At 71.2% G+C, this 23,094-nt stretch carries 23 protein-coding genes; 16 read left to right on the forward strand and 7 right to left on the reverse strand.

Translation table 11 applies throughout. The features are described 5' to 3' along the window. Window positions 1-24: 24 nt before the first annotated feature. The 8 genes from ACIPQB_RS12260 (at window position 25) to ACIPQB_RS12295 (ending at window position 5,850) form a co-directional block, all read left to right on the forward strand. The gene (locus tag ACIPQB_RS12260) at window positions 25-363 is read left to right on the forward strand and encodes an ArsR/SmtB family transcription factor (RefSeq protein WP_446485511.1); all 339 of its coding nucleotides are present in this window, start codon (window positions 25-27) and stop codon (window positions 361-363) included. 31 nt (window positions 364-394) lie between these two features. Next, window positions 395-868 (forward strand): SRPBCC family protein, encoded by a 474-nt coding sequence (locus ACIPQB_RS12265; protein ID WP_446485512.1) that lies wholly within the window; start codon window positions 395-397, stop codon window positions 866-868. A 172-nt stretch (window positions 869-1,040) separates the two neighbouring features. Further along, a complete protein-coding gene (locus tag ACIPQB_RS12270; protein ID WP_446485513.1) occupies window positions 1,041-1,379 on the forward strand; it encodes a hypothetical protein in 339 nt (112 codons plus the stop codon). Window positions 1,380-1,458: 79 nt separating this feature from the next. Then, window positions 1,459-1,659, forward strand: coding sequence for a hypothetical protein (locus ACIPQB_RS12275; RefSeq protein WP_446485514.1), 201 nt, complete (start codon window positions 1,459-1,461; stop codon window positions 1,657-1,659). A gap of 2 nt (window positions 1,660-1,661) precedes the next feature. Further along, a complete protein-coding gene (locus ACIPQB_RS12280) occupies window positions 1,662-1,892 on the forward strand; it encodes a hypothetical protein (protein WP_446485515.1) in 231 nt (76 codons plus the stop codon). 60 nt (window positions 1,893-1,952) lie between these two features. Then, window positions 1,953-3,233 carry a class I SAM-dependent methyltransferase gene (locus ACIPQB_RS12285; protein WP_446485516.1) on the forward strand — a complete coding sequence of 427 codons (1,281 nt, stop codon included), beginning with the start codon at window positions 1,953-1,955 and terminating at the stop codon, window positions 3,231-3,233. A 125-nt stretch (window positions 3,234-3,358) separates the two neighbouring features. Beyond that, entirely contained in the window at window positions 3,359-3,796 is a 438-nt protein-coding gene (locus ACIPQB_RS12290; RefSeq protein ID WP_446485517.1) for a CBS domain-containing protein, read from the forward strand. Window positions 3,797-3,843: 47 nt separating this feature from the next. Next, window positions 3,844-5,850, forward strand: coding sequence for a protein-L-isoaspartate(D-aspartate) O-methyltransferase (locus ACIPQB_RS12295; RefSeq protein WP_446485518.1), 2,007 nt, complete (start codon window positions 3,844-3,846; stop codon window positions 5,848-5,850). Here ACIPQB_RS12295 and nagE read toward each other — a convergent pair. Together nagE and ptsP are read right to left on the reverse strand one after the other, a co-directional pair. Continuing rightward, a complete protein-coding gene (gene nagE, locus ACIPQB_RS12300; protein WP_446485519.1) occupies window positions 5,832-7,619 on the reverse strand; it encodes an N-acetylglucosamine-specific PTS transporter subunit IIBC in 1,788 nt (595 codons plus the stop codon). The two genes, ACIPQB_RS12295 and nagE, sit on opposite strands and share 19 nt — an antisense overlap. 4 nt (window positions 7,620-7,623) lie before the next feature. Further along, window positions 7,624-10,191, reverse strand: a complete 2,568-nt coding sequence (ptsP, locus tag ACIPQB_RS12305) for a phosphoenolpyruvate--protein phosphotransferase (RefSeq protein ID WP_446485520.1) — start codon at window positions 10,189-10,191, stop codon at window positions 7,624-7,626. 335 nt (window positions 10,192-10,526) lie between these two features. On the opposite strand from ptsP, the gene ACIPQB_RS12310 reads away from it, so the two are divergent. The 3 genes from ACIPQB_RS12310 (at window position 10,527) to ACIPQB_RS12320 (ending at window position 13,960) form a co-directional block, all read left to right on the forward strand. Beyond that, entirely contained in the window at window positions 10,527-11,531 is a 1,005-nt protein-coding gene (locus ACIPQB_RS12310; protein ID WP_446485587.1) for an SIS domain-containing protein, read from the forward strand. Continuing rightward, window positions 11,528-12,673, forward strand: a complete 1,146-nt coding sequence (nagA, locus tag ACIPQB_RS12315; protein ID WP_446485521.1) for an N-acetylglucosamine-6-phosphate deacetylase — start codon at window positions 11,528-11,530, stop codon at window positions 12,671-12,673. The genes ACIPQB_RS12310 and nagA overlap by 4 nt, the downstream gene beginning before the upstream one ends. Before the next feature lie 69 nt (window positions 12,674-12,742). Continuing rightward, a complete protein-coding gene (locus ACIPQB_RS12320; RefSeq protein WP_446485522.1) occupies window positions 12,743-13,960 on the forward strand; it encodes an ROK family transcriptional regulator in 1,218 nt (405 codons plus the stop codon). Window positions 13,961-13,985: 25 nt separating this feature from the next. Here ACIPQB_RS12320 and ACIPQB_RS12325 read toward each other — a convergent pair whose 3' ends face one another. Both ACIPQB_RS12325 and ACIPQB_RS12330 read right to left on the reverse strand, forming a co-directional pair. After that, window positions 13,986-14,345, reverse strand: a complete 360-nt coding sequence (locus ACIPQB_RS12325) for an ArsR/SmtB family transcription factor (protein WP_446485523.1) — start codon at window positions 14,343-14,345, stop codon at window positions 13,986-13,988. After that, a complete protein-coding gene (locus ACIPQB_RS12330) occupies window positions 14,332-14,778 on the reverse strand; it encodes an SRPBCC family protein (RefSeq protein ID WP_446485524.1) in 447 nt (148 codons plus the stop codon). Before ACIPQB_RS12330 ends, ACIPQB_RS12325 begins: the two co-directional genes overlap by 14 nt. 170 nt (window positions 14,779-14,948) lie before the next feature. Between ACIPQB_RS12330 and purU the strand changes: the two genes are divergently transcribed. Then, a complete protein-coding gene (gene purU, locus ACIPQB_RS12335; protein WP_446485525.1) occupies window positions 14,949-15,818 on the forward strand; it encodes a formyltetrahydrofolate deformylase in 870 nt (289 codons plus the stop codon). 13 nt (window positions 15,819-15,831) lie between these two features. Here the strand turns inward: purU and pdxH are convergent, their stop codons facing one another. After that, window positions 15,832-16,497 carry a pyridoxamine 5'-phosphate oxidase gene (gene pdxH / locus ACIPQB_RS12340; RefSeq protein WP_446485588.1) on the reverse strand — a complete coding sequence of 222 codons (666 nt, stop codon included), beginning with the start codon at window positions 16,495-16,497 and terminating at the stop codon, window positions 15,832-15,834. Window positions 16,498-16,609: 112 nt separating this feature from the next. Between pdxH and ACIPQB_RS12345 the strand changes: the two genes are divergently transcribed. The 3 genes from ACIPQB_RS12345 (at window position 16,610) to ACIPQB_RS12355 (ending at window position 18,194) form a co-directional block, all read left to right on the forward strand. Next, window positions 16,610-16,951 (forward strand): hypothetical protein, encoded by a 342-nt coding sequence (locus ACIPQB_RS12345; protein WP_446485526.1) that lies wholly within the window; start codon window positions 16,610-16,612, stop codon window positions 16,949-16,951. Window positions 16,952-17,019: 68 nt separating this feature from the next. Continuing rightward, entirely contained in the window at window positions 17,020-17,721 is a 702-nt protein-coding gene (locus ACIPQB_RS12350) for a DnaJ domain-containing protein (RefSeq protein ID WP_446485527.1), read from the forward strand. A 122-nt stretch (window positions 17,722-17,843) separates the two neighbouring features. Next, on the forward strand, window positions 17,844-18,194 hold the full coding sequence (locus ACIPQB_RS12355) for a DUF2200 domain-containing protein (RefSeq protein WP_446485528.1): 351 nt from the start codon (window positions 17,844-17,846) through the stop codon (window positions 18,192-18,194). Window positions 18,195-18,218: 24 nt separating this feature from the next. Here ACIPQB_RS12355 and ACIPQB_RS12360 read toward each other — a convergent pair whose 3' ends face one another. Then, window positions 18,219-20,159 carry a sialate O-acetylesterase gene (locus tag ACIPQB_RS12360; protein WP_446485529.1) on the reverse strand — a complete coding sequence of 647 codons (1,941 nt, stop codon included), beginning with the start codon at window positions 20,157-20,159 and terminating at the stop codon, window positions 18,219-18,221. Window positions 20,160-20,318: 159 nt separating this feature from the next. Beyond that, the gene (locus ACIPQB_RS12365) at window positions 20,319-22,775 is read right to left on the reverse strand and encodes a glycoside hydrolase family 3 protein (protein WP_446485530.1); all 2,457 of its coding nucleotides are present in this window, start codon (window positions 22,773-22,775) and stop codon (window positions 20,319-20,321) included. Window positions 22,776-22,943: 168 nt separating this feature from the next. On the opposite strand from ACIPQB_RS12365, the gene ACIPQB_RS12370 reads away from it, so the two are divergent. Then, window positions 22,944-23,069, forward strand: coding sequence for a hypothetical protein (locus ACIPQB_RS12370; protein WP_446485531.1), 126 nt, complete (start codon window positions 22,944-22,946; stop codon window positions 23,067-23,069). Window positions 23,070-23,094: the final 25 nt, after the last annotated feature.

A 23,094-nucleotide genomic window follows, 5' to 3' on the forward strand; every position in this document is an offset into this window, starting at 1 on the left:
CCGCTCGCCGCGATACTTAGGCGCATGACTAACCAACAACCCTCGCTCGACCTGATGTTCCAGGCCCTGGCCGATCCTACCCGGCGGGCCATGATCGAACGACTGTGCGCGGGTCCGGCCTCGGTCAGCCAGCTGGCCCAGCCCCTGGCCATGTCGCTGCCGTCGGTGATGCAGCATCTGCAGCTGCTCGAGGGCAGCGGCCTGATCCGTTCGGAGAAGGTCGGGCGGGTGCGGACCTGCCGGCTGAAGCCGGAGGCCCTGAGCGCCGCCGAAACCTGGATCAACCAGCGCCGCGCCCTGGTCTCGCGCCAGCTCGACCGCCTGGGGGAGTATCTGCGCGACACGACCGGCGACGAAGACTGACCCCCTTCCCTCTCCGCAAAGGAAAACGACCATGACCGAACGTTCCGTCGTCCACGCCACCTTCGTCATCGACAAGGTCTATGACGCCAGCCCGGCCCGGGTGTTCAAGGCCTTCTCCGACTCCAAGGCCCGCGACCGCTGGTTTGTGAAGTCCGAGGGCTGGCCGGTGGCCGAATATGAATACGACTTCCGGGTCGGCGGCCAGGAGCACGGCCGGTTCAGCCCCGACGGCAAGATGGTCATCCTCAATGAGACTACCTATTGGGACATCGTCCCCGACCAGCGGATCATCATGGCCTACGCCATGGATATCGACGGCAACCGCATCTCGGTGTCGGTGGCCACCATCGAGATCAGACCCCAGGGCCAGGGCGCGCGGCTGACCTATACCGAGCAGGGCGCCTTCCTCGACGGCTACGACATCCCCGCCCAGCGCGAGGCCGGCTGCCGCGACCTCTATGACAAGCTGGGCGAGGAACTGGCCCGCCAGGGCGCCGACGCCTGAACCTCTTTTGATATGCCGCCGGCGTTTCGAGTCTGCGCCACGACAAATTGCCGGCGGATCCTCTTGAACTTGCCCGGTCGCGACCAAAAATTTCCCCGAGCGGCGGATCCGGCCGCGTTTGCGACGGCGTGGACGCCAGAAAAGCGAGACCTGCGAACGAAAGAGGCGCGTCATGACCCATTTGATCTCGGTGGAGCCCTTTGGCGACGGCTGGACCGTGCGCTCGGACCAGCTCGACAACGACATGGTGTTTCAGCGCGGCGCGGCGGCCGAGGCGGCGGCCAAGATCCTCGGCGACGGCCTGGCCCGTCTGGGCCAGCCGGCCAAGATCGTCATCCGCCTGCGCGACGGGACGGTCGCCGGACAGTTCGTCTGCGCCCCCGTAGCCAGGAACCAGGCCCCTCCGCGATCCGCCAGCCGCACGCCCTGGAACTTCCGCCAGGCCGGCGCGGAACCCGCCCGCCAGAGCCAATTGGCGGCCGTGGCGCCGGCCAGTCCGCCCCGCGCCTGATCCCACCGATCCCCGGCGCTGGCGCTTGGAACCACCGGCGCCGGCGATCGGTTCAAACGGCTAGACATGGAGAACGCCAATGTCCAAAGCCCCGCCCATTCCCCGCGAGCAACGCGCCTTCAAGGGCGAGAAGCCGCAGATCGAAGGCGCCCGCGGCGGCGCTCGCGCCGACCTGCAGTCCGGTGAGCCCGGCGACGCCGATGTCAACCTCGCCGAGCAGGGCCGCCACGGCAATCTTCGCCAGAACACCACCCACTCCGGCAACGTCCAGGATCGCTGACCATGCCCGACAAGAACCCCGCCGCCGACCGCTGGGGCGGTCCCGGCGCCAGCCACGAAAACGCCAAGCAGCCCCGCCCCGACCCCAAGGTGAAGGATCCCGACGACCCCGATCGCTACAGCCGCCACAGCAAGCGGTCGGGCGGCGGCGGCGAGGCCGACGTCCACCACGCCCACGATCCCAGCCGCAAGCAGGCCTTCCAGGCCAACGACGCCCAGAAGCGCAAGCACTGACCCGATGAGCGCGCGGGAAGGGGGCCCGCCCGCCGGCCACTGTTGAAGCGGACCCGCGACATGAGTTCACCCGACGGCGCCTCCTTCGGCTACGGCTCGCCCCGAGCCGAGGTCACCTCCCGCCGCGCGACGCCGCTCAGATCCATCGACTGGACCCGTCTGGCCCTGACCCGGCTGCTGCGCAGGGTCGTGCGGACCGGACGGCTGGTCGTCCACCTGGCCGACGCCGAGCCGATCGTGGTCGGCGACGGATCGAACGCCGAGGCGGTGACGATCCGCCTGCGCGACGCCCGCACGGCCTGGCGGCTGGTGCTCAGCCCCGAACTGGCCCTGGGCGAGACCTATATGGACGGCGACCTGGTGGTCGAGGGCGGCGAGATCGGCGACCTGCTCGACCTGCTGGCCCGCAACGTGTCGACCGACCCCCGCCGCCGCGCCTCCCCGGCCGCCCGGCTCTGGGAGCGGCTCGCCCAGGCAAACGGCCGGCTGGCGGCCCGCCGCAACGTCGCCCACCACTATGACCTGTCGCTGGAGCTCTATCGCCGCTTCCTCGACGAGGACCTGCAATATTCCTGCGCCTATTTCGCGCGGCCGGACATGACGCTGGACGAGGCCCAGGCCGCCAAGAAGCGGCACATCGCCGCCAAGCTGCGGCTGGCGCCCGGCCAGCGCGTGCTGGACATCGGCTGCGGCTGGGGTGGTCTGGCCCTGTCGCTGGCCGAGGAGGCCGGAGCCAGGGTCACCGGCGTCACCCTGTCGCGAGAACAACTGGCCACCGCCCGGTCCCGAGCCCAGGCGCGCGGCCTGGACGATCAGGTCGAGTTCCGCCTCGAGGACTATCGCGACGTCCAGGGAACCTTCGACCGCATCGTCTCGGTGGGCATGTTCGAGCATGTCGGCGCGCCGAACTACCAGGCCTATTTCGACGGCGTCGCCCGGCTGCTGGCCGACGACGGGGTGGCGCTGATCCACTCGATCGGCGTGGCCAACCGGGTCGGGACCACTCAGCCCTGGATCGCCAAGTACATCTTCCCCGGCGGCCACATCCCGGCCCTGTCGGAGGTGCTGCCGGCCATCGAGCGGGCCGGCCTGTGGGTCACCGACATCGAGATCCTGCGCCTGCACTACGCCGAGACCCTGAAGGCCTGGCGCGCCCGCTTCGCCGCCCATCGCGACGAGATCGCCGCCCTCTATGACGAGCGGTTCTGCCGGATGTGGGAGTTCTATCTCAATCTCAGCGAGGTCGGCTTCCGCCGCCGCGGCTGCATGGTGTTTCAGATCCAGCTGGCCAAGCGGGTCGACGCCCTCCCGATCGTCCGCGACTACATGAGCGCCGCCTGAGCGCTCCCACGGAATTCGTCGCCGACGCCGCCGATCGGGGCGGAACAGCATCGGGAGCGACCCGTTTTATCGTGGGGCGTCGGCGGGATGTCTCGGCGCGGCGCTTCTCTTCCAAGGAGGATCCAATGCGCGTGAGCGACTGCATGACCCGCGAGGTCGAGATGGCCACGCCCCAGGAGTCGATCTGCGACGCGGCCCGGATGATGGCCGACTGCGACGCCGGCGCCCTTCCGGTCGGCGACAACGACCGGCTGGTCGGGGTGATCACCGACCGCGACATCGCCATCCGCGCCGTGGCCGAAGGCCTGGGACCCGACGCCAAGGTCGGCGAGGTGATGAGCACCGAGGTCAAATATTGCTACGCCGACGAGGACATCGACGACGTCCTGCGCAACATGGGCGAGCTCCAGGTTCGGCGGCTGCCGGTGCTGGACCGCGACAAGCGCCTGGTCGGCATCGTCTCGCTGAGCGACCTGGCGGCCAATGGCGCCACCGCCCATGCCGGCGAGGCCCTCAGCGACATCGCCCGGCCCGGCGGACCGCACTCCCAGACCTGGCACTGACCCGCTAGGCCGCCCCTGACCGCGCGTCCATTGCGTGGAGAGACGCCATGATCGACCTGGCCGACGCCCGCGAGCGGATGATCGACCGGCAGGTGGCCCGTCGCGGCCTACGCGACTCTCGCCTGCTGGTCGCCCTGCGCCAGACCCCGCGCGAACTGTTCGTGCCCGAGGGCCTGCGCGAGTTCGCCTATGACGACACCCCGCTGCCGATCGAGGCCGGCCAGACCATCTCCCAGCCCTATATCGTCGCCCTGATGATCGACGCCGCCCGGGTCCAGCCGGGCGACCGGGCGCTGGAGGTAGGGACAGGGTCGGGCTACGCCGCCGCCGTGCTGGCCCGCCTGGCCGCCGAGGTCCACACCATCGAGCGCCACGCCGACCTGGCGCAGACGGCGCGGGCCCGGCTGGCCCGGCTGGGCCTGGCCAATGTCGAGACCCATGTCGGCGACGGCTCGGGCGGCTGGATCGCGGCCGCGCCCTATGACGTCATCTTGGTGGCGGCCGGCGGCCCGGCCGCGCCCCAGGCCCTGAAGGACCAGCTCGACCTCGGCGGCCGGCTGGTCATGCCGGTCGGCGAGCACGCCGGCGAGCAGCGGCTGGTGCGGATCACCCGGACCGCCGCCAACCATTTCGAGGAGGACGACCTGGGCGGGGTGGTGTTCGTGCCGCTGATCGGTGAGCACGGCTGGAGCGAGGGCGAGGTCCAGGCCCGCCGCGTCGGCGAACCGCGCAGCTTCCGTCCCGCCGCGCCGGTCAAGTCGACGCCGGCCCTGATCGCCCAGGCCGCCGAGCCCCTGCCCGATCTCGACGACCCGGCCTTCGGGGTCCTGTTCGACCGCTTCGCCGGGGCGCGGGTGGTGCTGCTGGGCGAGGCCAGCCACGGCACCTCGGAATTCTATCGCGCCCGGGCGGCGATCACCCGCCGGCTGGTCGAGGCGCACGGCTTCTCGATCGTCGCGGTCGAGGCCGACTGGCCGGACGCCGCCAGCCTGGACCGCCGGGCCCGCGGCCGTCCCGCCCGGCCCGAGGCCGAGCCGCCCTTCCAGCGCTTCCCGACCTGGATGTGGCGCAACCGCGAGGTCGAGGCCTTCACCGCCTGGCTGACGGCCTGGAACGCCGAGCGGCCGATGGACCGGCGGACCGGCTTCTACGGCCTGGACCTCTACAACCTATCGGCCTCGCTGCGGGCGGTGCTGGACTATCTCGACGAGGTCGATCGCGAGGCCGCGGCCGTCGCCCGCGAACGCTACGGCTGCCTGACGCCGTGGGCCCGCGAGCCGCAGGCCTATGGCCGCATGGCCCGCACCACCGGCTACGCCCGCTGCGAGGCCGGGGTGGTCAAGACCCTGACCGAGATGCTGCAGCGCCAGCTCGACGGCGCGGTCCAGGACGGCGACGACCTCCTCGACGCCACCGCCAACGCCCGGCTGGTCAAGAACGCCGAGGCCTATTACCGGGCGATGTACTATGGCGCGGCCGACAGCTGGAACCTGCGCGACACCCACATGTTCGAGACGCTGACGGCGTTGCTCGACGCGAGGGGGCCGGACGCCAAGGCCGTGGTCTGGGCCCACAACTCCCACATCGGCGACGCCTCCAGGACCGAGATGGGCCTGTCGCGCGGCGAACTCAACATCGGCCAGCTGTGCCGCGAGCGGTTCGGGCCGGAAGCGGCCCTGGTCGGGTTCGGCACGAACACCGGCACGGTGGCCTGCGCCAGCGACTGGGACGGGCCGCTGGAGATCAAGCGCGTGCGCCCGGGCCTGCCCGACAGCTACGAGCGGGCGGCCCATGACAGCGGCGTGCGGCGCGGCCTGCTCGACCTGCGCGAGGGCCGCCATCCCGACCTTCGCTATCGCCTGCTCGAGCCGAAGCTCGAACGCTTCATCGGGGTGATCTACCGGCCCGAGACCGAGCGCTGGAGCCACTATTCGGCCTGCTCCCTGCCCCAGCAGTTTGACGCCTATGTCTGGTTCGACGAGACCCGCGCGGTCACCTCCACAGCCGCCGCCGCGGGAAGCGGCGAGGAGGAGACCTATCCGTTCGGGCTCTGAGCCATCGCGCTCTTCATCGCCGCCCCCACGGCCTCGGCCTCGGGTCCGAGGATGAGGTGGAGGACGTTGGTCCCGAGGCGGACGGCGCCGCGGGGAGCCAGGGCTTGCAAGGCGGGCTGGTCGACGAGGTCGGGGTCGGCCAGCAGCAGGCGCAGGCGGCTGGAGCAGGGGTCGAGGGCCTGGAGGTTGGCGGGTCCGCCGAGGGCGGCCAGCAGGGCCTGGGCGCGGGCCTGGAGGTCGGGGCTGGCGACGGGGACTGGAGCGGCGGCGGCCGGGGCGATCGGGACCGCGACCGGGGCGGCGGGCCGGGCGGCTGGCTGCGGGCCGCTGGCGGCGGCGCGGATCTCGCCGGCCACCTGGTCGGCGATCGGGCCCAGCACCACCTGCAGGGCCCGATCGGAGGGCCGGATGACGCCGCGCGCGCCCAGGGCCTTGAGGGCCGGGTCGCTGACCAGGGCCTGGTCGGCCACGATCAGTCGCAAGCGGGTGGTGCAGGCGTCGACGCTGACCAGGTTGGCCGCCCCGCCCAGGGCGGCGACGAAGTCGGCCCCGCGGCCGCCGCCGGCGGCGACGGGGAGCGCGGCTGCCGTCTCGTCATCGTCGGCCTCGCGGCCGGGGGTCTTCAGGTCAAAGCGCTCGATGCAGAAGCGGAACAGGCCATAATAGACCCCGCCATAGACCAGGCCCAGCGGGATCAGCCACAGCGGCCGGGTGGCCTTGCCGAAGTTGAGCACATAGTCGAACAGCCCGGCCGAGAAGGTGAAGCCCAGCTTGATGTCCAGGGCGTTCATCAGGGCCATGGCGATCCCGGTCAGGACGGCGTGCACCCCGAACAGCAGCGGGGCCAGGAACATGAACGAGAACTCGATCGGCTCGGTGACCCCGGTCAGGAACGAGGTCAGGGCCAGGGAGGTCAGCATGCCGCCGACGGCCTTCTTCTTCTCGGGTCGGGCAGTGTGGTACATGGCCAGGCAGGCGGCCGGCAGGCCGAACATCATCACCGGGAAGAACCCGCTCATGAACCCGCCGGCCGCCGGGTCGCCGGCGAAGAACCGCCGCAGGTCGCCGGTGGCCCCGTGATAGTCGCCGATCACGAACCAGGCGATGTTGTTGAGGATGTGGTGCAGGCCGGTGATCAGCAGCACCCGGTTGAGGAAGCCGTAGACCAGAAGGCCCAACTCGCCGGAGCCGACGATGGCCCGGCTGGCCCCGTCGACCGCGCCGTTGATGGCTTCGAAGCCCAGGCCGATCAGCAGGGCCAGGGCCAGGCCGGCCAGGCCGCTGACGATCGGCACGAAGCGGCGGCCGCTGAAGAAGGCCAGGTATTCGGGGAGCTTGAGGTTGGAGAAGCGGTTGTAGAAGGTCCCGCCGACCAGGCCCGAGACGATGCCGACCGGCACGCTGAGCTTGGCCAGGGCCTTGGCCTTGTAGGCGGCGGTCGCCAGGTCGGCGAGGGCCGGGGCCAGGCCGGCCGTGGTCTCGGGCGGCACGTGCAGCAGGGCCTTGGCCCCCTCCACGCCGATCAGGTAGCAGACCACCCCGGCCAGGCCGGCCGCACCGTGGTTCTCGCGGGCCAGGCCCACGGCCACGCCGATGGCGAACAGCAGGCCCAGGTTGGAGAAGATCGCATCGCCGGCCGCGGCCACGAAGGCGATGTTCAGGAGGTCCGGTTGGCCCAGGCGCAGCAGCAGGCCCGCCACCGGCAGGACGGCGATCGGCAGCATCAGGGCCCGGCCCAGGGGCTGGAGGGCTTCGAGCGGCGACTTCATCGGTTCAGGCTCCTGCCTGGAAGAATGGGGCCTGGGAAAGGTTGGACAGGAACGCGGCGCAGGCCTGGCGCACGGCCTGGGGGGAGCTGAGGTCCAGCACCTGCCGGGCCAGGGCCTGGCAGGCGGGGACCTCGAGGGTGCGGACCAGGGCCTTGACCTCGGCCAGGCTGGCGGCGGTGGCCGAAAGCTCGGTGACCCCGAGCCCGACCAGCACCGGCGCGGCCGCCAGGTCCGAGGCCAGGCCCCCGCACACCCCGACCCAGCGGCCGTGCCTGGCCGCCCCGGCGCAGGTCTGGGCGATCAGCCGCAGCACCGCCGGATGCAGGGCGTCGATGCCGGCCGCCACCTCCGGATTGCCGCGGTCCATGGCCAGGACATACTGGGTCAGGTCGTTGGTGCCGATCGACAGGAAGTCGGCCTCGGCGGCCAGCAGGTCGGCGGTCACCGCCGCGGCCGGGGTCTCGATCATCACCCCCAATTGGACCTTGCCGGTGATCCCCAGTTCCCTCTGGGCCTCGTCGAGCACGGCGCGCACGGCCCGCAGCTCCTCCAGGCTGGCGACCATCGGGACCATGATCTTGCATTGACCCTGGGGTTGGACCCGCAGGATGGCCCGCAGCTGAGTCTTCAGCAGGTGCGGCCGCCACAGGCTGACCCGCACCCCGCGCAGACCCAGGGCCGGATTGTCCTCGGCCGGGATCGGCAGGTAGGGGGCGGCCTTGTCGCCGCCGACGTCCAGGGTGCGGATGATCAGCGGCTTGCCGGCCAGGGCGTCGGCGATGGCCTGGTACTGGCGGGCCTGCTCGTCCTCGTCGGGCGGGGTCTGGCGCTCCAGGAACAGGAACTCGGTGCGCAGCAGGCCGCAACCCTCGGCCCCGTGGGCGGCGGCGGCCCGGGCGTCGGCCAGGGAGCCGACATTGCCGAACACCTCGATGCGCACGCCGTCGGCGGTGGCGCAGTCCTGGTGGGCGGCGGCCTGGGCGGCGGCCCGGCGCTCGTGGCGGGCGGCGATGGCGCTCTGGGCGGCGGCCAGGGCCGCAGCGTCGGGCCCGACCCGCAGGGTGGCGGCCTCGGCGTCGAGGATCAGGGCCGTCCCGTCGGCGATCGCCAGCACCCCGGGGCCGGCGGCGACCACGGCCGGCAGGCCCATGGCCGCGGCCAGGATGGCCACGTGCGAGGTTGGCCCGCCGCGGGCCGTGCACAGGCCCGCCACCTGGCCCGGCTCCAGCCCCATCAGCTGCGAGGGCAGAAGCTCGTCGGCCAGCAGGATCGCCCCCAGCGGCAGGGCCGGGGCGGCCTCGGCCTCGCCCGGACCGGCCAGGGCCGCCAGCACCTGGCGCTCCAGGTCGACCAGGTCGTCGACCCGCTCGGCCAGCCGCCGGTCGCCCAGGCCCTGCAAGGCGGCGACATAGCCGCCGACCGCCCCGCGCCAGGCGAAGCCGGCGCTCTTGCCGGTATCGATCAGCCGCTGGGCGGCGGCGGCCAATTCCGGATCGTCCAGGAAGGCCAGGTGGGCGCGCAGGATCGCCTGGCGGGCGGCCTGGCCGCCGGCCGCGGCCGCCTCCAGCCGTCCCCGCACCTGGTCCAGGGCTGCGGCCAGGGCGGCGCGCTCGACGTCGATCCCGGCCCCGGCCTCGACCACCGTCAGCTGCGCCGTCACCAGCCGCGCGGCCTGGCCGATCGCCAGGCCCGGGGCGGCGCTGACCCCGCGCAGCAAGCCCGGCTCGGCGGGCGCCGCAGGGGGCGCCACGGGCGCGGACGGCGGACTCTCGGAAGCCGGTTCGCCCGCTTCGCCCATGCCGCCTTCGATCAGCGCCGCCACCGCCGCCACCGCCGCGGCCGCGTCGGGGCCGCGGCCGACCACGCGGATCGGCTGGCCATGGCCGATGGCCAGGGACAGCAGGCCGATCGGGCTGCGGGCCCCGGCCCGACGGCCGTCGGCGGTCACCAGAGCCAGCTCGGCGGCGAAGCCTCCCGCCAATTGGGCGATGCGAGCCGCCGGCCGGGCGTGAATTCCGTGGGCCAACGGCACGACCAGCTCGGCCGCGGCCTCTTCTCCCTGGATCTGGTCCTGGCTCTGGTCTTCAGCGGCGTCGGGCCCCGCCCCGGCCGCGACCGGGGCCAACTCCATCAGGAAGTCGCCGACCTCGGCGGCCCGGTCCTGGGCCCGGCGCAGGATCGAAAACTGCTCGCCATTGGTCACCACGATCGGGGTGATCAGGCTGCGGGCCCGCAGGGCCAGGGCGTCCAGGTCGAAGCTGATCAGCCGCTCGCCCGCCGCCACCACCTGGCCGGCCCGCACATGCACCTCGAACCCCGCCCCGCCCAGGGCCACCGTCTCCAGACCCACATGCATCAGCACCTCGGCCCCGTTGGCCGCCCGCACCGTCACCGCATGGCCCGTCGACGCCGCCGACACCACCACCCCGTCGCACGGCGCATGCAGCGCCGACCCCAACGGATCGATCGCCACCCCGTCCCCCAGCATCCGCTCGCCAAACACCGCATCCGGCGTCTCCGACAAACCGCACACCCAACCCCGCAAGGGCGATCTCAGCTCAATCGTGGTCATCAGGCTCCTGCCCTCCGGGACGCGACGCAAGGAACTCATGGTCCCGCTCGTCTTACCTATACGATGCCCGCTTCAACCGATACCATTCAAATACCACTTACGCCCAGATTTGCGGCGCCATTCCGCATTCCGTTCAGAATTCACGCAATTTTGTCGCATGACTGCATAATTAAAAATACCATTACAATACCACTTTGAATCGTATAGCCTATCGACCGCTCCGCCCAGGACGGCCGCGCCGATCCGCGCATCATGGGCCCAGACAGGGAATTCACGTGTCCAGCACCGATCTTTCGCCCGCCGCGCCGACGCCGGGAAGCCCCGAGGCCACCCGGATGTTCGCCGAGGCCGGCGAAGCCAGCGTGGTGGCGGCCCGGCAACTGGCGAAGAACGCAACGGCCGTCGCGGCGATCGCCCAGCGCCTGCTCGACCACCCGCCCCGCGCCGTCGTCACCTGCGCCCGCGGCAGCTCCGACCACGCCGCCACCTACGCCAAGTACCTGATCGAGACCGTGCTGGGCGTGCTGACCTCCTCGGCCTCGCTGTCGGTCAGTTCGGTCTATGCCGCGCCGCAAAGCCTCGACGGGGTGCTCTATCTGGCGATCTCGCAATCGGGCAAGAGCCCCGACCTGCTGCTGGCGGTCGAGGCCGCCAAGCGGGCGGGCGCCTTCACCGTCGCCCTGGTCAATGACGAGGCCTCGCCCCTAGCCCAGCTGGCCGATGCCGTCCTGCCGCTGCACGCCGGACCCGAGCTCAGCGTCGCGGCCACCAAGTCCTACATCGCCGCCCTGACGGCGATCGCCCAGCTGGTCGCCGCCTGGAGCGGCGACGCGGCGCTGGAGACGGCGCTGCAAGCCCTGCCCGCCGACCTGGCCGAGGCCTGGAGCCTGGACTGGAGCCCGGCCCGCGCGGCCCTGGAGCCGGCGCGCAACCTCTATGTGCTCGGGCGCGGCGTCGGCCTGGCGGTGGCCCAGGAGGCCGCCCTGAAGTTCAAGGAAACCTCCGGCCTGCACGCCGAGGCCTTCAGCGCCGCCGAGGTACTGCATGGCCCGATGGCCCTGGTCGGACCGGACTTTCCGGTCCTGGTCTTCGCCCAGGACGACGAGACCCAGGCCAGCGTCGAGACCATGGCCGGCCAGATCGCGGCCCGCGGCGCCCGGGTGCTGCTGGCCTCGGCGTCGGGCGGCAAGGACAGCCTGCCCGCGGTCGTCGCCCACCCGTTCCTGCAGCCGCTGCTGATGATCCAGAGCTTCTACCGCATGGTCAACGCCCTGTCGGTGGCCCGCGGCTTCGATCCCGACCGGCCGCCGCACCTGAACAAGGTGACGCAAACCGTATGAGCTCAGTTGCTCTGGTCAACGGCCGGGTGCTGACCCCGACCGGCGTCGTCGAGGGCCAGGCCGTGGTGATCGAGGCCGGCCGGATCGCCGCCGTCACAAGCGAGGCCGAACTGCCCGCCGGCGCCGCCCGCCACGACCTCGACGGCGGCCTGCTGGCCCCGGGGTTCATCGACACCCAGGTCAATGGCGGCGGCGGCGTGCTGTTCAACGATTCCCCGACCGTCGAGGGCGTCGCGGCGATCGGCGCGGCCCACCGGCGGTTCGGCACCACCGGCTTCCTGCCGACCCTGATCAGCGACGAGCTGTCGGTGGTCGACCAGGCCCTGCGCGCCGTTGAGCAGGCGATCGCCGCAGGCGTGCCCGGGGTGCTGGGCGTCCACATCGAGGGGCCGTTCCTCAGCGCCGCCCGCAAGGGCGTCCACGATCCGGCCAAGTTCCGCCGGCTCGACGACGCCGCGATCGCGCTGCTGACCTCGCTGAAGCGCGGCGTCGCCCTGGTCACCCTGGCGCCCGAGACCACGACGCCGGAGATGATCGCTCGCCTGGTCCAGGCCGGGGTCGTGGTCGCCGCGGGCCATACCGACGCCAACTACCGGACCGTCAAGGCGGCGATGGCCGCGGGCGTGACGGGCTTCACCCACCTGTTCAACGCCATGTCGCCGCTGACCAGCCGCGAGCCTGGGGCGGTGGGGGCGGCGCTGGACAGCCAGGAGGCCTGGTGCGGCCTGATCGTCGACGGCCGCCATGTCGCCCCGGCGGTGCTGCGCCTGGCCCTGCGTTGCCGGCCGCGCGACCGGTTCATGCTGGTCACCGACGCCATGCCCAGCGTCGGCCTGGTCGACAAGACCTTCAGGCTGCAGGGGCGGGAAATCCAGGTCCGCAACGGCGTCTGCGTGGCGTCGGACGGGACCCTGGCCGGCTCGGACCTCGACATGGCCCAGGCGGTGCGCAACGCCGTCGCCCTGCTGGACCTGCCGCGCGACGAGGCCTTGGCCATGGCCTCCAGCGCCCCGGCGGCGTTCCTGGGCCTGGCCGGCCGGCGCGGCCGCATCGTCCCGGGCCTGGCCGCCGACCTCGTCTGGCTCGATCCTAGTCTGACGGTGCGCGGCACCTGGATCGAAGGGCGGTTCGAGGCGGCCTGATCCGTTCCCCCTATTCGAAATGCAGAATCCCGCGCAATGCTATCCTGGGTCGAATCCAGGGGTGACTTGATGCGGGGATCGGCGGGTCGGACGGGGTCCGGGCGCGGCAAGGCCGAGGGCTCGCGCCTTTCGGGGACCAATCTCGAGCGGGCCGGCGACCACAACCAGCGGGTCACCCTGCAGGCGATCCGGGTCGACGGGCCTATGACCCGCACCGATCTGGCCGCCATCACCGGCCTGACGCCGCCGGCCATCGCCAACATCACCAAGCGCCTGCTCGACGACCGGCTGATCGTCGAGGCCGGCCGAATCCATGGCGCCCGCGGCCAGCCGGCCATGAAGCTGGCGGTCAATCCCGAGGGCTGCTTCTCGATCGGCATGAACATCGATCGCGACCATGTCACCCTCGTGCTGCTCGACTTCGCCGGCCAGGTGCGGGCGCGGGCCACGCGCGAGATCGAGTTCGCCTCGCCGACCGCCGTGGCCGAGTTCTTCCGGACCGAGACCGAGCGGATGCTGTACGGCTGGAACCGGAAGGCCACGCCGATCCTCGGTGTCGGGGTGGCCATGCCCGACGACCTGGGCCGCGTCGACCTGCCCCACCGCCCCGCCGACTACGAGGCCTGGAACAGCGTCGACGTGCGCAAGCTGCTGGCCTCGAACCTGCGCCTGCCGGTGTTCGTCGAGAACGACGCGGCCGCCGCGGCGCTGGGCGAGCTGCAGTTCGGCCATGGGCTGCGCAAGCCCAGCTTCTTCTACATCCTGATCACTTCGGGCCTGGGCGGCGGGCTGGTGATCGAAGGCGAATATTTCCGCGGAGCCGACGGCCGCAGCGGCGAGATCGGCTTCCTGCCGGTGCGCTCGCGCCGCACGCCGGCGCGGTCGCTGCAGGGCGTGGTCTCGCTGTCAGCGCTCTACGCCCATCTCGAGGCGGGCGGGTTCCGGCTGGCCCATCCCGACGCCCTGTCGACTCTGCCGCCGAAGGGCCAGGCGCTGATCGAATCCTGGATCGACCTGGCCGCCGAGCTGCTGACCGAGCCGATCGTCGGGGTCAGCTGCGTGATCAATCCCGAGGCCATCTATATCGGCGGGCGGCTGCCGGCCGACATCGTCCATCGCCTGACCCACGCCCTGAACCAGCGGCTGGCCAAGGTGCAGGGCGTCCCGGCCGTCGCCAAGGTGCTGCGGGCGGCGACGGCGGCCGACGCGCCGGCGGTCGGCGCGGCGATCCTGCCGTTCATCGACCAGCTGCTGCCCTCGCGCGCCACCCTGCGCAAGACCGACTGAGGCGCGCGGTCAGCCGCGTGACGCCCTACCCCGCCCCGTCCTGCTCCACGAAGACCCGCAGGCGCGACAGGGCGTCGTCCCACTGGGCGGCGACGCGGTCGAGATAGGTGCGGGCCGCGTCGAAGGCGTCGCGACGGGCGGCGAAGCGGCTTTCGCGGCCGACCCGCAGGCTGGCCACCAAGCCGGCGCTCTCCAGCACGTGCAGGTGCTTGGTGATCGCCTGGCGGGTCAGGCGGGTGTCGCTCGACAGCTTGGCGATCGACAAGGCCTGGCCGTGGCCGAGCTTGTCCAGCAGCGACAGACGAGTGCGGTCGCCCAGGGCCGCGAAAATCAGCGCCGGATCGCTGGAGCCGGCCCCGGGCCTAGGGCCCTCAGGATTCAACATGGGCCTGGATGTTTTTGAGCTGCTGCGCCCACCCCCCGTCGTTCATCCGGAAGGCTTCCTCGCGGCGATGGGCGGGCACCTTGTCGAAGCCGGACTCCACGACGGTGAGCCGCGTGCCGGCGGCGATCGGCTCCAGCTTGAACTCGACCAGAGTCGGCTCTTCCTGGTCGTAGTCGACGTCGGGATCGACGCCGTAGGGGTGCCAGGTGAAGGCCAGGCGCCGGTTCGGCTCGACGGCCACCACCCGGGCTTTCCAGACCACATGCTCGTAGCCGGGATAGGTGATCTTGCCGCGCGCCTCCTGGCCGACGGCGAAGGGCGCCTCCAGCTCGACCCGGAACCAGGTCCCGAATTCCTTATGGTCGCTGACGGCGCGCCAGACGCGCTCGACGGGCGCTTGAAGGTCGATGGTCTTTTCGATGCGATCGGTCATGATGGCAACCTCCTGGTTGCGCGTTTATGACTCGAAACGACTACATAGGCAACCGGGTAGTTGCACATTCTGTTCGCCTTGAAAGCGGAGGTGGAGCGGGCCTCCGCCCCCGGGACGACGCCCGCCGTTTTCGGTGGAGCCGAAAGCCAAGGTCGACTACGACCCCTGCCATGAGCCAGACCGCCCCCGCCGACCGCTATATCCTGATCCTGCAATGCCCCGACCGTAAGGGCGTGGTCGCCGCCGTCTCCGGCTTCCTGGCCGACAACGACGCCTCGATCGTCGAGAGCAGCCACTTCAACGACGGCCAGGCCGACCAGTTCTACATGCGCACGGTGTTCCGTCCCGACGGCCAGATGCCGGCGATCGACGACCTGCGCCGGGGCTTCGAGCTGATCGCCAAGCGCTTTTCCATGACCTGGTCGCTGCACGACGCCGCCGCCAAGCCCAAGGTGCTGATCGCCGTTTCGAAGTTCGGCCACTGCCTGTTCGACCTGCTGCACCGCTGGCGGGCCGGCCTGCTGCCGGTCGAAATCGTCGGGGTGATGTCCAATCACGAGGACCTGCGCTCGTTCACCGAATGGAGCGGCCTGCCCTATTTCCACCTGCCGACCAGCAAGACCAACAAGGCCGAGCAGGAGGCCGCCTTCCTGGCCCTGGTCGACGAGCTGGAGGTCGATCTGGTGGTGCTGGCCCGCTACATGCAGATCCTGTCGCCGGCCCTGTGCGCGCGGCTGTCGGGGCGGTGCATCAACATCCACCACTCCTTCCTGCCCAGCTTCAAGGGCGCCAAACCCTATCACCAGGCCTACGAGCGCGGCGTGAAGATCATCGGGGCCACGGCCCACTATGTGACCACCGACCTCGACGAGGGGCCGATCATCGAGCAGGGCGTCCATCGCGTCGACCACAGCCACACCCCCGACGACCTGGTCACCCTGGGCCGAGACGTCGAATGCACCGTGCTGGCTCGGGCGGTGACCTGGCACGTCGAGCACCGGGTGCTGATCAACGGCGGCAAGACGGTGGTGTTCGATTGAGGCGGGCGGTCTCCTACGGGAACAGCCGCCTGGTCTCCCAGCCCTCGCCGCTGCGTTCATAGACCAGCCGCTCGTGCAGCCGGAACGGCCGGTCGCGCCAGAATTCCAGGGTCTGGGGCAGGACGCGGTAGCCCGACCAGTGCGGCGGCCGCGGCGGCTTGCCCAGGCCGAACCTCAGCGCCATCTCGGCCACCCGCCGCTCCAGGGCCAGGCGGTCGGGCAGCGGCCGCGACTGGTCGCTGGCCCAGGCTCCCAGCTGGCTGTGGCGGGCGCGGCTGGCGAAATAGGCGTCGGCCTCCTCCGGCGTCACCGTCTCAACCGCGCCGCGCACCCGCACCTGGCGGCGCAGCGACTTCCAGTGGAACAGCAGGGCCGCCTTCGGCTGGCCGGCCAGCTCCAGGCCCTTGGCGCTCTGGGTGTTGGTGTAGAAGACGAAGCCCCGCGCATCGACGCTCTTGAGCAGCACCATGCGGCAGTCGGGCAGGCCGTCGGCGTCGACCGTGGCCAGGGCCATGGCGTTGGGGTCGCTCGGCTCGCCCTTGCCGGCCTCGGCCAGCCAGTCCTCGAACAGCCGGATCGGGTCGCCCTCCGGCAGCAGCGGCGGCGGCGTGGCCTCGGTCACCTGGCGGACATAGTCGTCCTCGGACGGCGAGGCGGGGATCAGGGGCGCGTCGGTCATGCCAGGGATATAGGCCAGGCCGCGGCCGCGGGCCACGCTTGACGCGCGGGCCGGGCGCGCGCATCTGCCGCCCACGGCCCGCGGACGGTTCCGCGGCGAGGATCGGATTCCCATGAAACTTGGCGCCCGCGCCCGACTGGCCTGGATTCCCCTGCTGCTGTGGTGCGCGGCGGCGCTGGCGATCGGCGCGGTCGAAGCCCTGCGCTGGAAGGGCGACGACGTGCAGGACTGGATCGTCCTGGCGGCCGGCGGCGTCTTCCTGTTCGCGGCCGGGGCCTGGAACCTGCTGCGGCTGCGCAATCGCGCCGCCGAGCGGGCTCGGGTCGAGGGGGCCGACGTCGACGTGCCGATCACCTGGCACCGCAAGAGCGGGTCGTGGGCGGTGATCCTGTTCGCGGCCGGGGTGCTGGGGACCTTCGGCCTGGTCTGGCTGATCAGCGGCCAGATCCGCTAGCGACGCGTCGTCCACGCGAGAGTCTTAACTTAACGCCTCGTTGACCAAACGGCGGCAGGGTCGGCGGCATGACCGCCCGCGCCTCCTCCCTCCTCAGCCTGCAGGCCGCGCGCGCCATCCTCGGCGTCGCTCCCGGGGCCGACGAGCGCGAGCTGCGGGCCGCCTATCGCGAGGCCGCCAAGCGGGCCCACCCCGACCGGCCCGGCGGCGACGCGGCCCTGTTCCGCGACGTGCTGGCCGCCTATCGCCTGCTGCAGGAGCAGCCCGAGCGACCGATCCATTTCCCGCCCGCCGTCGCCGAGCCGGCCCGGGTCCAGCAGGCCACCCTCAAGATCGACGCCGCCATGGCCTTCGCCGGCGGCGGCCTGGAGCTGACGGTCGACGCCCGCCGGCTGCGCCTGACCCTGCCCGCCGGCCTGCGCGAGGGCGATAAGGTGCGGGTCGAGGACGTGGTGTTCCGCGTCGTCGTGCAGGTCCAGCCCGACGCCTTGGTGCGCGGCGACGACCTGTGGCTGACCGCCCGTCTCGGCGCGCGGACCCTGGCCGAGGGCGGCCGGATCGAGGCGGCCACCGCCCTGGGCCCGCGCCTGGTCTGGATCTCGACCAAGGCCGCCGCCCGCGGCCTGGTCCGCCTGCCGGGCCAGGGACTGCCGGCCCGCGGCCCCCACCGGCAGGGCGACCTGTTCCTGCGGCTGGAGGCGGTCGGCGACGAGACCGAAAGCGCCGCCCGCTCGCAGCTCAGGCGCTTCGCAGCGGCCTGGGCGGCTTAGAGCGGATCGTCCTCTACGTTCGGCGTTTGCCGGGCCGCGAGCGACATCGCCAAGGTTCCGGCCTGCGCCAGGGGACGGAAAATGCTAGATGTCCCGTACAGGCGCAGGCGGGTTGGACAGTGATGACCAAGCACCGAATCTATACAACCAGCTTCGCCAGCGTCTATCCGCACTACCTCGCCAAGGCGGAGAAGAAGGGACGCTCGAAGGCGGAGGTCGATGAGATCATCCGCTGGCTGACCGGCTTCAGCCAGGAAGAACTCGACTCTCATCTTGCGATGAAATCGGACTTCGAGACCTTCTTCGCCCAGGCGCCAAAACCGAATCCTGCCCGGACCAGGATCACGGGCCTGATCTGCGGCGTCCGCGTCGAGGATGTCGCGGAGCCGCTGATGCGGGAGATCCGCTACCTGGACAAGCTCATCGACGAACTCGCCAAGGGAAAGGCGATGGAGAAGATCCTGCGAGGATGATGAATCCACGGCGGGATCGGGTCATCACGGCGCGATCGCCACCTCGAACGGCGTCGCCGGCAGGCCGGTGGCGCCATAGAGGTTGATGATCGGGCTGTCGGCCCAGGCGTAGCGGACCTTGACCGGCGCGAAGCCGGCCGGGACCGCCAGGCTGACCCGGTCGCCGGCCAGGGCCGCGTCGGCGAAGCGGCAGGCGCCGGCGGCGTCGCACAGCTCGAAGCCGACCGGCCGGGCGTCGCCCTGCACCACCGCCGGCTGGTCGAGCCGCAGCACCACCGCGCCGCCGTCGCGCGCGGCCGTCAGCGGGGCCGGGCCGGCGGCGACCAGGCCGGTCTCGCCATAGGCCAGCTTGCGGGCCTGCAGGGCCAGGCGGCGGCCGACCTGCTGTTTGTTGGCCGGATGGATGTCGTAGATGTCGCCGATGTCGACGGCCGAGGCCAGGCCGACCTTGGGATCGGCGGCGGCGACGCGGCGCTCGACGTCGCGGACCCCGGCCCAGCCGGACCAGGCCGGTTCGGTCTTGCGGGGACCGAACGCGGCCAGCTGGACGACCAGGAACGGCGCGTCCGGCGCTTCGAACCACCGGCGCCAGTCGCCGACCAGGGCCGGCAGCAGCCGGGCGTATTCCGTCGGATCAGCGACATTGGCCTCACCCTGGTACCAGGCGAAGCCCTTCAGGCCGTAGGGGATCAGCGGCGCGATCATGCCGTTGCGCAGGGTCGACAGGCCGCTGGCCCCCACCCAAGGGGCCATCGGCGGCAGGCCGCTCTCGGTGATCGAGGCCACGACCTTGTAGCGCCAGGTCTTGCCCAGCGGCACGAAGGCGCCGTCGTCCAGCTTCAGCCCCTTCTCGGCGGCCGGCCCCCAGGCCCCGCCGCCGCCGCTGGTGTCGATGGCTCGCACGGCGATCAGGTTGGGCCCGGCCTTCAGCCCCCCGGGCGCGATCCTGTATTCGCGCGGCGTGTTCCAGCCCTGCGTCGTGCCGACCTGCCGGCCGTTGACGAAGGTGGTGTCCATGTCGTCGATCGGTCCCAACGACAGGATCGCGCCCTGCTTGGCCTGCTGGGCGGTCAAGGTGATGGTGGCGCGCAGCCAGATCGTGCCGTCGAAGGTCTCCAGGCCCGGATTGGCCTCCCAGAACAGTTCGGCCGGCATGGTCTTCCAGGCGCGGTCGTCGAGGTCCGGACGGCCCCAGCCGGCCGACTGCGGCTGGGCCTTGGCCGCCCAGTGGTCGAACATCGCGACCCAATGGGCCATGCCGAGCTCCGGCGACTGGGCGTAGTCGGCCAGCACCTGCAGGCCTTCGTCATAGCCGCCCAGGGCGTGCAGGCCTTCGCGGCTGATCCAGTCCTGGATCACCGAACCGCCCCAGGTGGCGTCGATCAGGCCGACCGGCACGCCGGTGGTCTTCTTGATGTCGCGGCCCATGAAGAAGCAGGCGGCCGAGAAGTTGTTGGCCGATTCCGGGCCGGCCACGCGCCAGGCCGCCCCCTGCGGCAGGGCCGTGGTGGGGGTCGGCAGGCTGGCGCGGCCGGTCTGCAGCAGGCGGATGTCCGGGTCGGCCGACTTGGCGACCTCGACCTCGCCGCCCAGGGACCGGCGCAGCGGATATTCCATGTTCGACTGGCCCGAGCACAGCCAGACATCGCCGACCAGCAGGTCCGAGATCGTCTGGCTGTCGCCGTCGGCCTGGGCCGTCAGGGTCAGGGCTGGGCCGGGCTCGCGGGCCGGCAAGGTCGTCGACCAGCGGCCCTGGGCGTCAGCGGTCGCCGAGACCCGGGCCTCGCCGAGCGACAGGCTGACCACCGCCCCGGGCTTGGCCGCGCCCCAGACCCGGATCGGCTGGCCGCGCTGCAGCACGGCGTGGTCGGTGAAGACCGGCGCCAGCAAGGGCGCGGCGGTGGCCGCGGAACTCAGCGCGGTCAAAGCGACGGTGGCCAGCAGGCCTAGGATTTTCGAGCGCATGTGCCTAACACCCCTCCAAAAACCGCTCATGCCGGCGAATGCCGGGACCCAGATCCCAAAGCCGAGAGGCTGACTGGAAGAGCGGTGAGTTCACGGAACCAGCACTCAGCCATACCATCTGGGTCCCGGCATTCGCCGGGATGAGCGGATACAAGAAACCTAATTCGCGGCCTTGCCCGGGCACACCGCCCCGGCCGGATCGGTGGTCAGCTTGACGCTCTGCAGCGACACCACCAGCTTGCCGGCCGTGGTCAGCTCGAACGGGGCGGCGACCTTGGCGACGTCGGTTCCGGCCGCCTGGAAGCACTTGAGCGACACCTTCAGGCTGGTCCATTCGCCGACCGGGGCGGCGGCCAGGACCGGGGTGACGTCCAGCTTGCCCCCGCCGATCGCCAGGCTGACCGGGGCGGTCGGCTTGGCGTCGAGGCGATAATCGACCAGCAGGGCGATGTCGGCGTTGGCCTGGAACGACAGGTCGAAGGGCCGGTCGGCGGCCAGGGCCGCCGTGGCCGGCGTATCGCCCGAGAAGGTGATCTGACGGCCGGCCTCCTGCACGTTGCCGGCGTCCACCGGCCGCATCTGGACGGCGGTGGTCGGCGTCAGCTTGAAGGCGAACGGCTCGGGCGTCTTGCCGCCGATGAAGTAGTTGGTGACGTTCTCGGTCTTGACGGTGAAGCCGGGCTTTTCCGACAGCTGGCCCAGTCGGACCTTGTCCTTGTAGGTCAGGCCGTAGCCGTAGGCGAACTGCGGATCGTAGCCCTTGTCGCCGCGGTTCAGTGTGAACTGGCCGGCCGTGCGCGGCCAGCTGAAGCCCAGCTTGCCATGGAAGTCGGTGCGCGGCTTGCCGGCCTTGTCGCCGACGATCACGTCGGCGACGCCGCCGCCTTCCGAGCCCGGCAGCCAAGCGGCGACGAAGGCGTCCGAGGCGTTGATCTCAGGGTTGACCCACAGCGGGCGGCCGCTGAGGAACACAGCCACCACCGGCACGCCGGCCGCCTTCAGCTTCTTCAGCAGGGCCAGGTCGGTCTTGGCGCCCGGCTGGTATTCCAGGGTCTTGATGTCGCCCACGCCCTCGGCGTAGGGCGTCTCGCCGAACACCACGACGGCGACGTCCGGCTTCTTGGCGAAGGTCCCGTCGACACTTAGCGTCGCCGAGCCGCCCGCGGCCTCGACCGCCTCCTTCAGGCCCGAATAGATCGATTGGGCGTTGGGGAAGTCGGCCTTGGTGTTGTCGGTGCCCTGCCACGACAGGGTCCAGCCGCCGGCCTGCTGGCCGATGTCGTCGGCGCCGGAGCCGGCCACCAGCAGGTTGGCCGAGGCCTTGAGCGGCAGCACGCCGTTGTTCTTCAGCAGCACCAGCGACTCGCGCACCGCCTGGCGGGCGATGGCGCGGTGCTCGGGGCTGGCCATCACGCTTTCGCGGCCTTCCAGCGGGCGCGCCTGCTGGAACAGGCCCAGCTTGGCCTTGACCCGCAGGATGCGGCGCACCGCATCGTCGATGCGGGCCATCGGGATCTCGCCAGACTTGGCCTGGGCGACGGTATTGGCGAACAGCTCCTTCCAGCTGTCGGGGGCCATGTACATGTCCAGGCCGGCGTTGGCGGCCTGGGGGCAATTCTTGGGCGTGCAGCCGGCCACCTGGCCGTGGCCGTTCCAGTCGCCGACGATGAAGCCGTCGAAGCCCATCTTGCCTTTCAGCACGTCGGTCAGCAGGCTCTTGTTGCCGTGCATCTTTTCGCCGTTCCAGCTGTTGAACGACGCCATGATGGTCAGGGTCCCGGCGTTGACGGCCGGCACATAGCCCTGGGCGTGCAGGCGGATCAGCTCGGATTCCGAGACCCGGGTGTCGCCCTGGTCGTGGCCCTCGAAGGTGCCGCCGTCGCCGAGGAAGTGCTTGGCGCTGGCCGCGACATGGCCCTGCTGGATGACGTGGCCCTGGCTGACCGCGCCCTGCAGGCCCAGGATCATCTGGCCGGCATAGCTGCGGACGATCTCGGGATCTTCCGAATAGCCCTCATAGGCCCGGCCCCAGCGGTCGTCGCGCGGCACGGTCAGGGTCGGGCCGAACGCCCAGTCGAAGCCGGCGGCGGCGGTCTCCTGGGCGGTGGCCGCGCCGATCTTGCGGATCAGCTCCGGATCGCGGGTCGCGCCCAGGGCGCTGTTGTGCGGAAAGAGCGTGGCGCCGACGACATTGCCGTTGCCGTGCACCGAGTCGATGCCGAACATCAGCGGCACGTGCGTGCCGCCCGGGCGGGTGTCGGCCCCGGCCCTGAAGGCCTCGACCGACTTCAGCCACGGGCCGATCGGCGAACGGTCGGGGGCGCCGAGCGGCGGCGAGCTGCCGCCGGCCAGGATCGAGCCCAGCGGATAGGTCTTCAGGTCTTCCGGCTTGATCGAGGCGAAGTCGGCCTGGATCATCTGGCCGACCTTCTCCTCCAGGGTCAGCTTGGCCAGCAGCGAATCGACGAAGGCTTCGGTTTGGGGATCGACCAAGCCCTGGCTCTTGGCCGCGGGCCACAGGGCCGGATGAGCCGTGCTCTTGGTCTCGGCGGCCGATGCGGCGCCGGTCAGGAGGGTGGTCGCCAGCAGCGCTGCGCAAAAGGCCTTGGTGTTCATAACTCCCCCGCATCATTTATCGTTGAAACCCGACAACGCTGTCATTGGCATGCCGAGACGTTTCGAGCAATCCGGTCGTCGTTCGCTGGTACCGGTATCTAAGGCTCGACGGCGATCCATACACGGTCTAATTTGTGTGACAAATAGAAACGGTTGGGGAGCGACCACATGCGACAATTTGCGGCCGCCGCCGACCTCATGGCCTCGAAGCAGGCGGTCAAGCGCGGCGAAGTCCTGCCCTTGAAGCTCGCCCCCAGCGGCGGCGCGGCGGTCCGCCTGGATCCGGCCGGCTAGACGAAAGATCCAACTTGTTCCTGAA

This window comes from Caulobacter sp. LARHSG274 (genome assembly GCF_052871235.1).

Coding starts and splice junctions, on each gene's coding strand:
- ACIPQB_RS12355 (WP_446485528.1), top strand. CDS start 17,844: ATGACCAAGCACCGAATCTATACAACCAGCTTCGCCAGCGTCTATCCG.
- ACIPQB_RS12265 (WP_446485512.1), top strand. CDS start 395: ATGACCGAACGTTCCGTCGTCCACGCCACCTTCGTCATCGACAAGGTC.
- ACIPQB_RS12260 (WP_446485511.1), top strand. CDS start 25: ATGACTAACCAACAACCCTCGCTCGACCTGATGTTCCAGGCCCTGGCC.
- purU (WP_446485525.1), top strand. CDS start 14,949: ATGAGCCAGACCGCCCCCGCCGACCGCTATATCCTGATCCTGCAATGC.
- ACIPQB_RS12350 (WP_446485527.1), top strand. CDS start 17,020: ATGACCGCCCGCGCCTCCTCCCTCCTCAGCCTGCAGGCCGCGCGCGCC.
- nagE (WP_446485519.1), bottom strand. CDS start 7,619: ATGAAGTCGCCGCTCGAAGCCCTCCAGCCCCTGGGCCGGGCCCTGATG.
- ACIPQB_RS12290 (WP_446485517.1), top strand. CDS start 3,359: ATGCGCGTGAGCGACTGCATGACCCGCGAGGTCGAGATGGCCACGCCC.
- ptsP (WP_446485520.1), bottom strand. CDS start 10,191: ATGACCACGATTGAGCTGAGATCGCCCTTGCGGGGTTGGGTGTGCGGT.
- pdxH (WP_446485588.1), bottom strand. CDS start 16,497: ATGACCGACGCGCCCCTGATCCCCGCCTCGCCGTCCGAGGACGACTAT.
- ACIPQB_RS12320 (WP_446485522.1), top strand. CDS start 12,743: ATGCGGGGATCGGCGGGTCGGACGGGGTCCGGGCGCGGCAAGGCCGAG.
- ACIPQB_RS12370 (WP_446485531.1), top strand. CDS start 22,944: ATGCGACAATTTGCGGCCGCCGCCGACCTCATGGCCTCGAAGCAGGCG.
- nagA (WP_446485521.1), top strand. CDS start 11,528: ATGAGCTCAGTTGCTCTGGTCAACGGCCGGGTGCTGACCCCGACCGGC.
- ACIPQB_RS12325 (WP_446485523.1), bottom strand. CDS start 14,345: ATGTTGAATCCTGAGGGCCCTAGGCCCGGGGCCGGCTCCAGCGATCCG.
- ACIPQB_RS12365 (WP_446485530.1), bottom strand. CDS start 22,775: ATGAACACCAAGGCCTTTTGCGCAGCGCTGCTGGCGACCACCCTCCTG.
- ACIPQB_RS12310 (WP_446485587.1), top strand. CDS start 10,527: ATGTTCGCCGAGGCCGGCGAAGCCAGCGTGGTGGCGGCCCGGCAACTG.
- ACIPQB_RS12330 (WP_446485524.1), bottom strand. CDS start 14,778: ATGACCGATCGCATCGAAAAGACCATCGACCTTCAAGCGCCCGTCGAG.
- ACIPQB_RS12280 (WP_446485515.1), top strand. CDS start 1,662: ATGCCCGACAAGAACCCCGCCGCCGACCGCTGGGGCGGTCCCGGCGCC.
- ACIPQB_RS12270 (WP_446485513.1), top strand. CDS start 1,041: ATGACCCATTTGATCTCGGTGGAGCCCTTTGGCGACGGCTGGACCGTG.
- ACIPQB_RS12295 (WP_446485518.1), top strand. CDS start 3,844: ATGATCGACCTGGCCGACGCCCGCGAGCGGATGATCGACCGGCAGGTG.
- ACIPQB_RS12285 (WP_446485516.1), top strand. CDS start 1,953: ATGAGTTCACCCGACGGCGCCTCCTTCGGCTACGGCTCGCCCCGAGCC.
- ACIPQB_RS12360 (WP_446485529.1), bottom strand. CDS start 20,159: ATGCGCTCGAAAATCCTAGGCCTGCTGGCCACCGTCGCTTTGACCGCG.
- ACIPQB_RS12345 (WP_446485526.1), top strand. CDS start 16,610: ATGAAACTTGGCGCCCGCGCCCGACTGGCCTGGATTCCCCTGCTGCTG.
- ACIPQB_RS12275 (WP_446485514.1), top strand. CDS start 1,459: ATGTCCAAAGCCCCGCCCATTCCCCGCGAGCAACGCGCCTTCAAGGGC.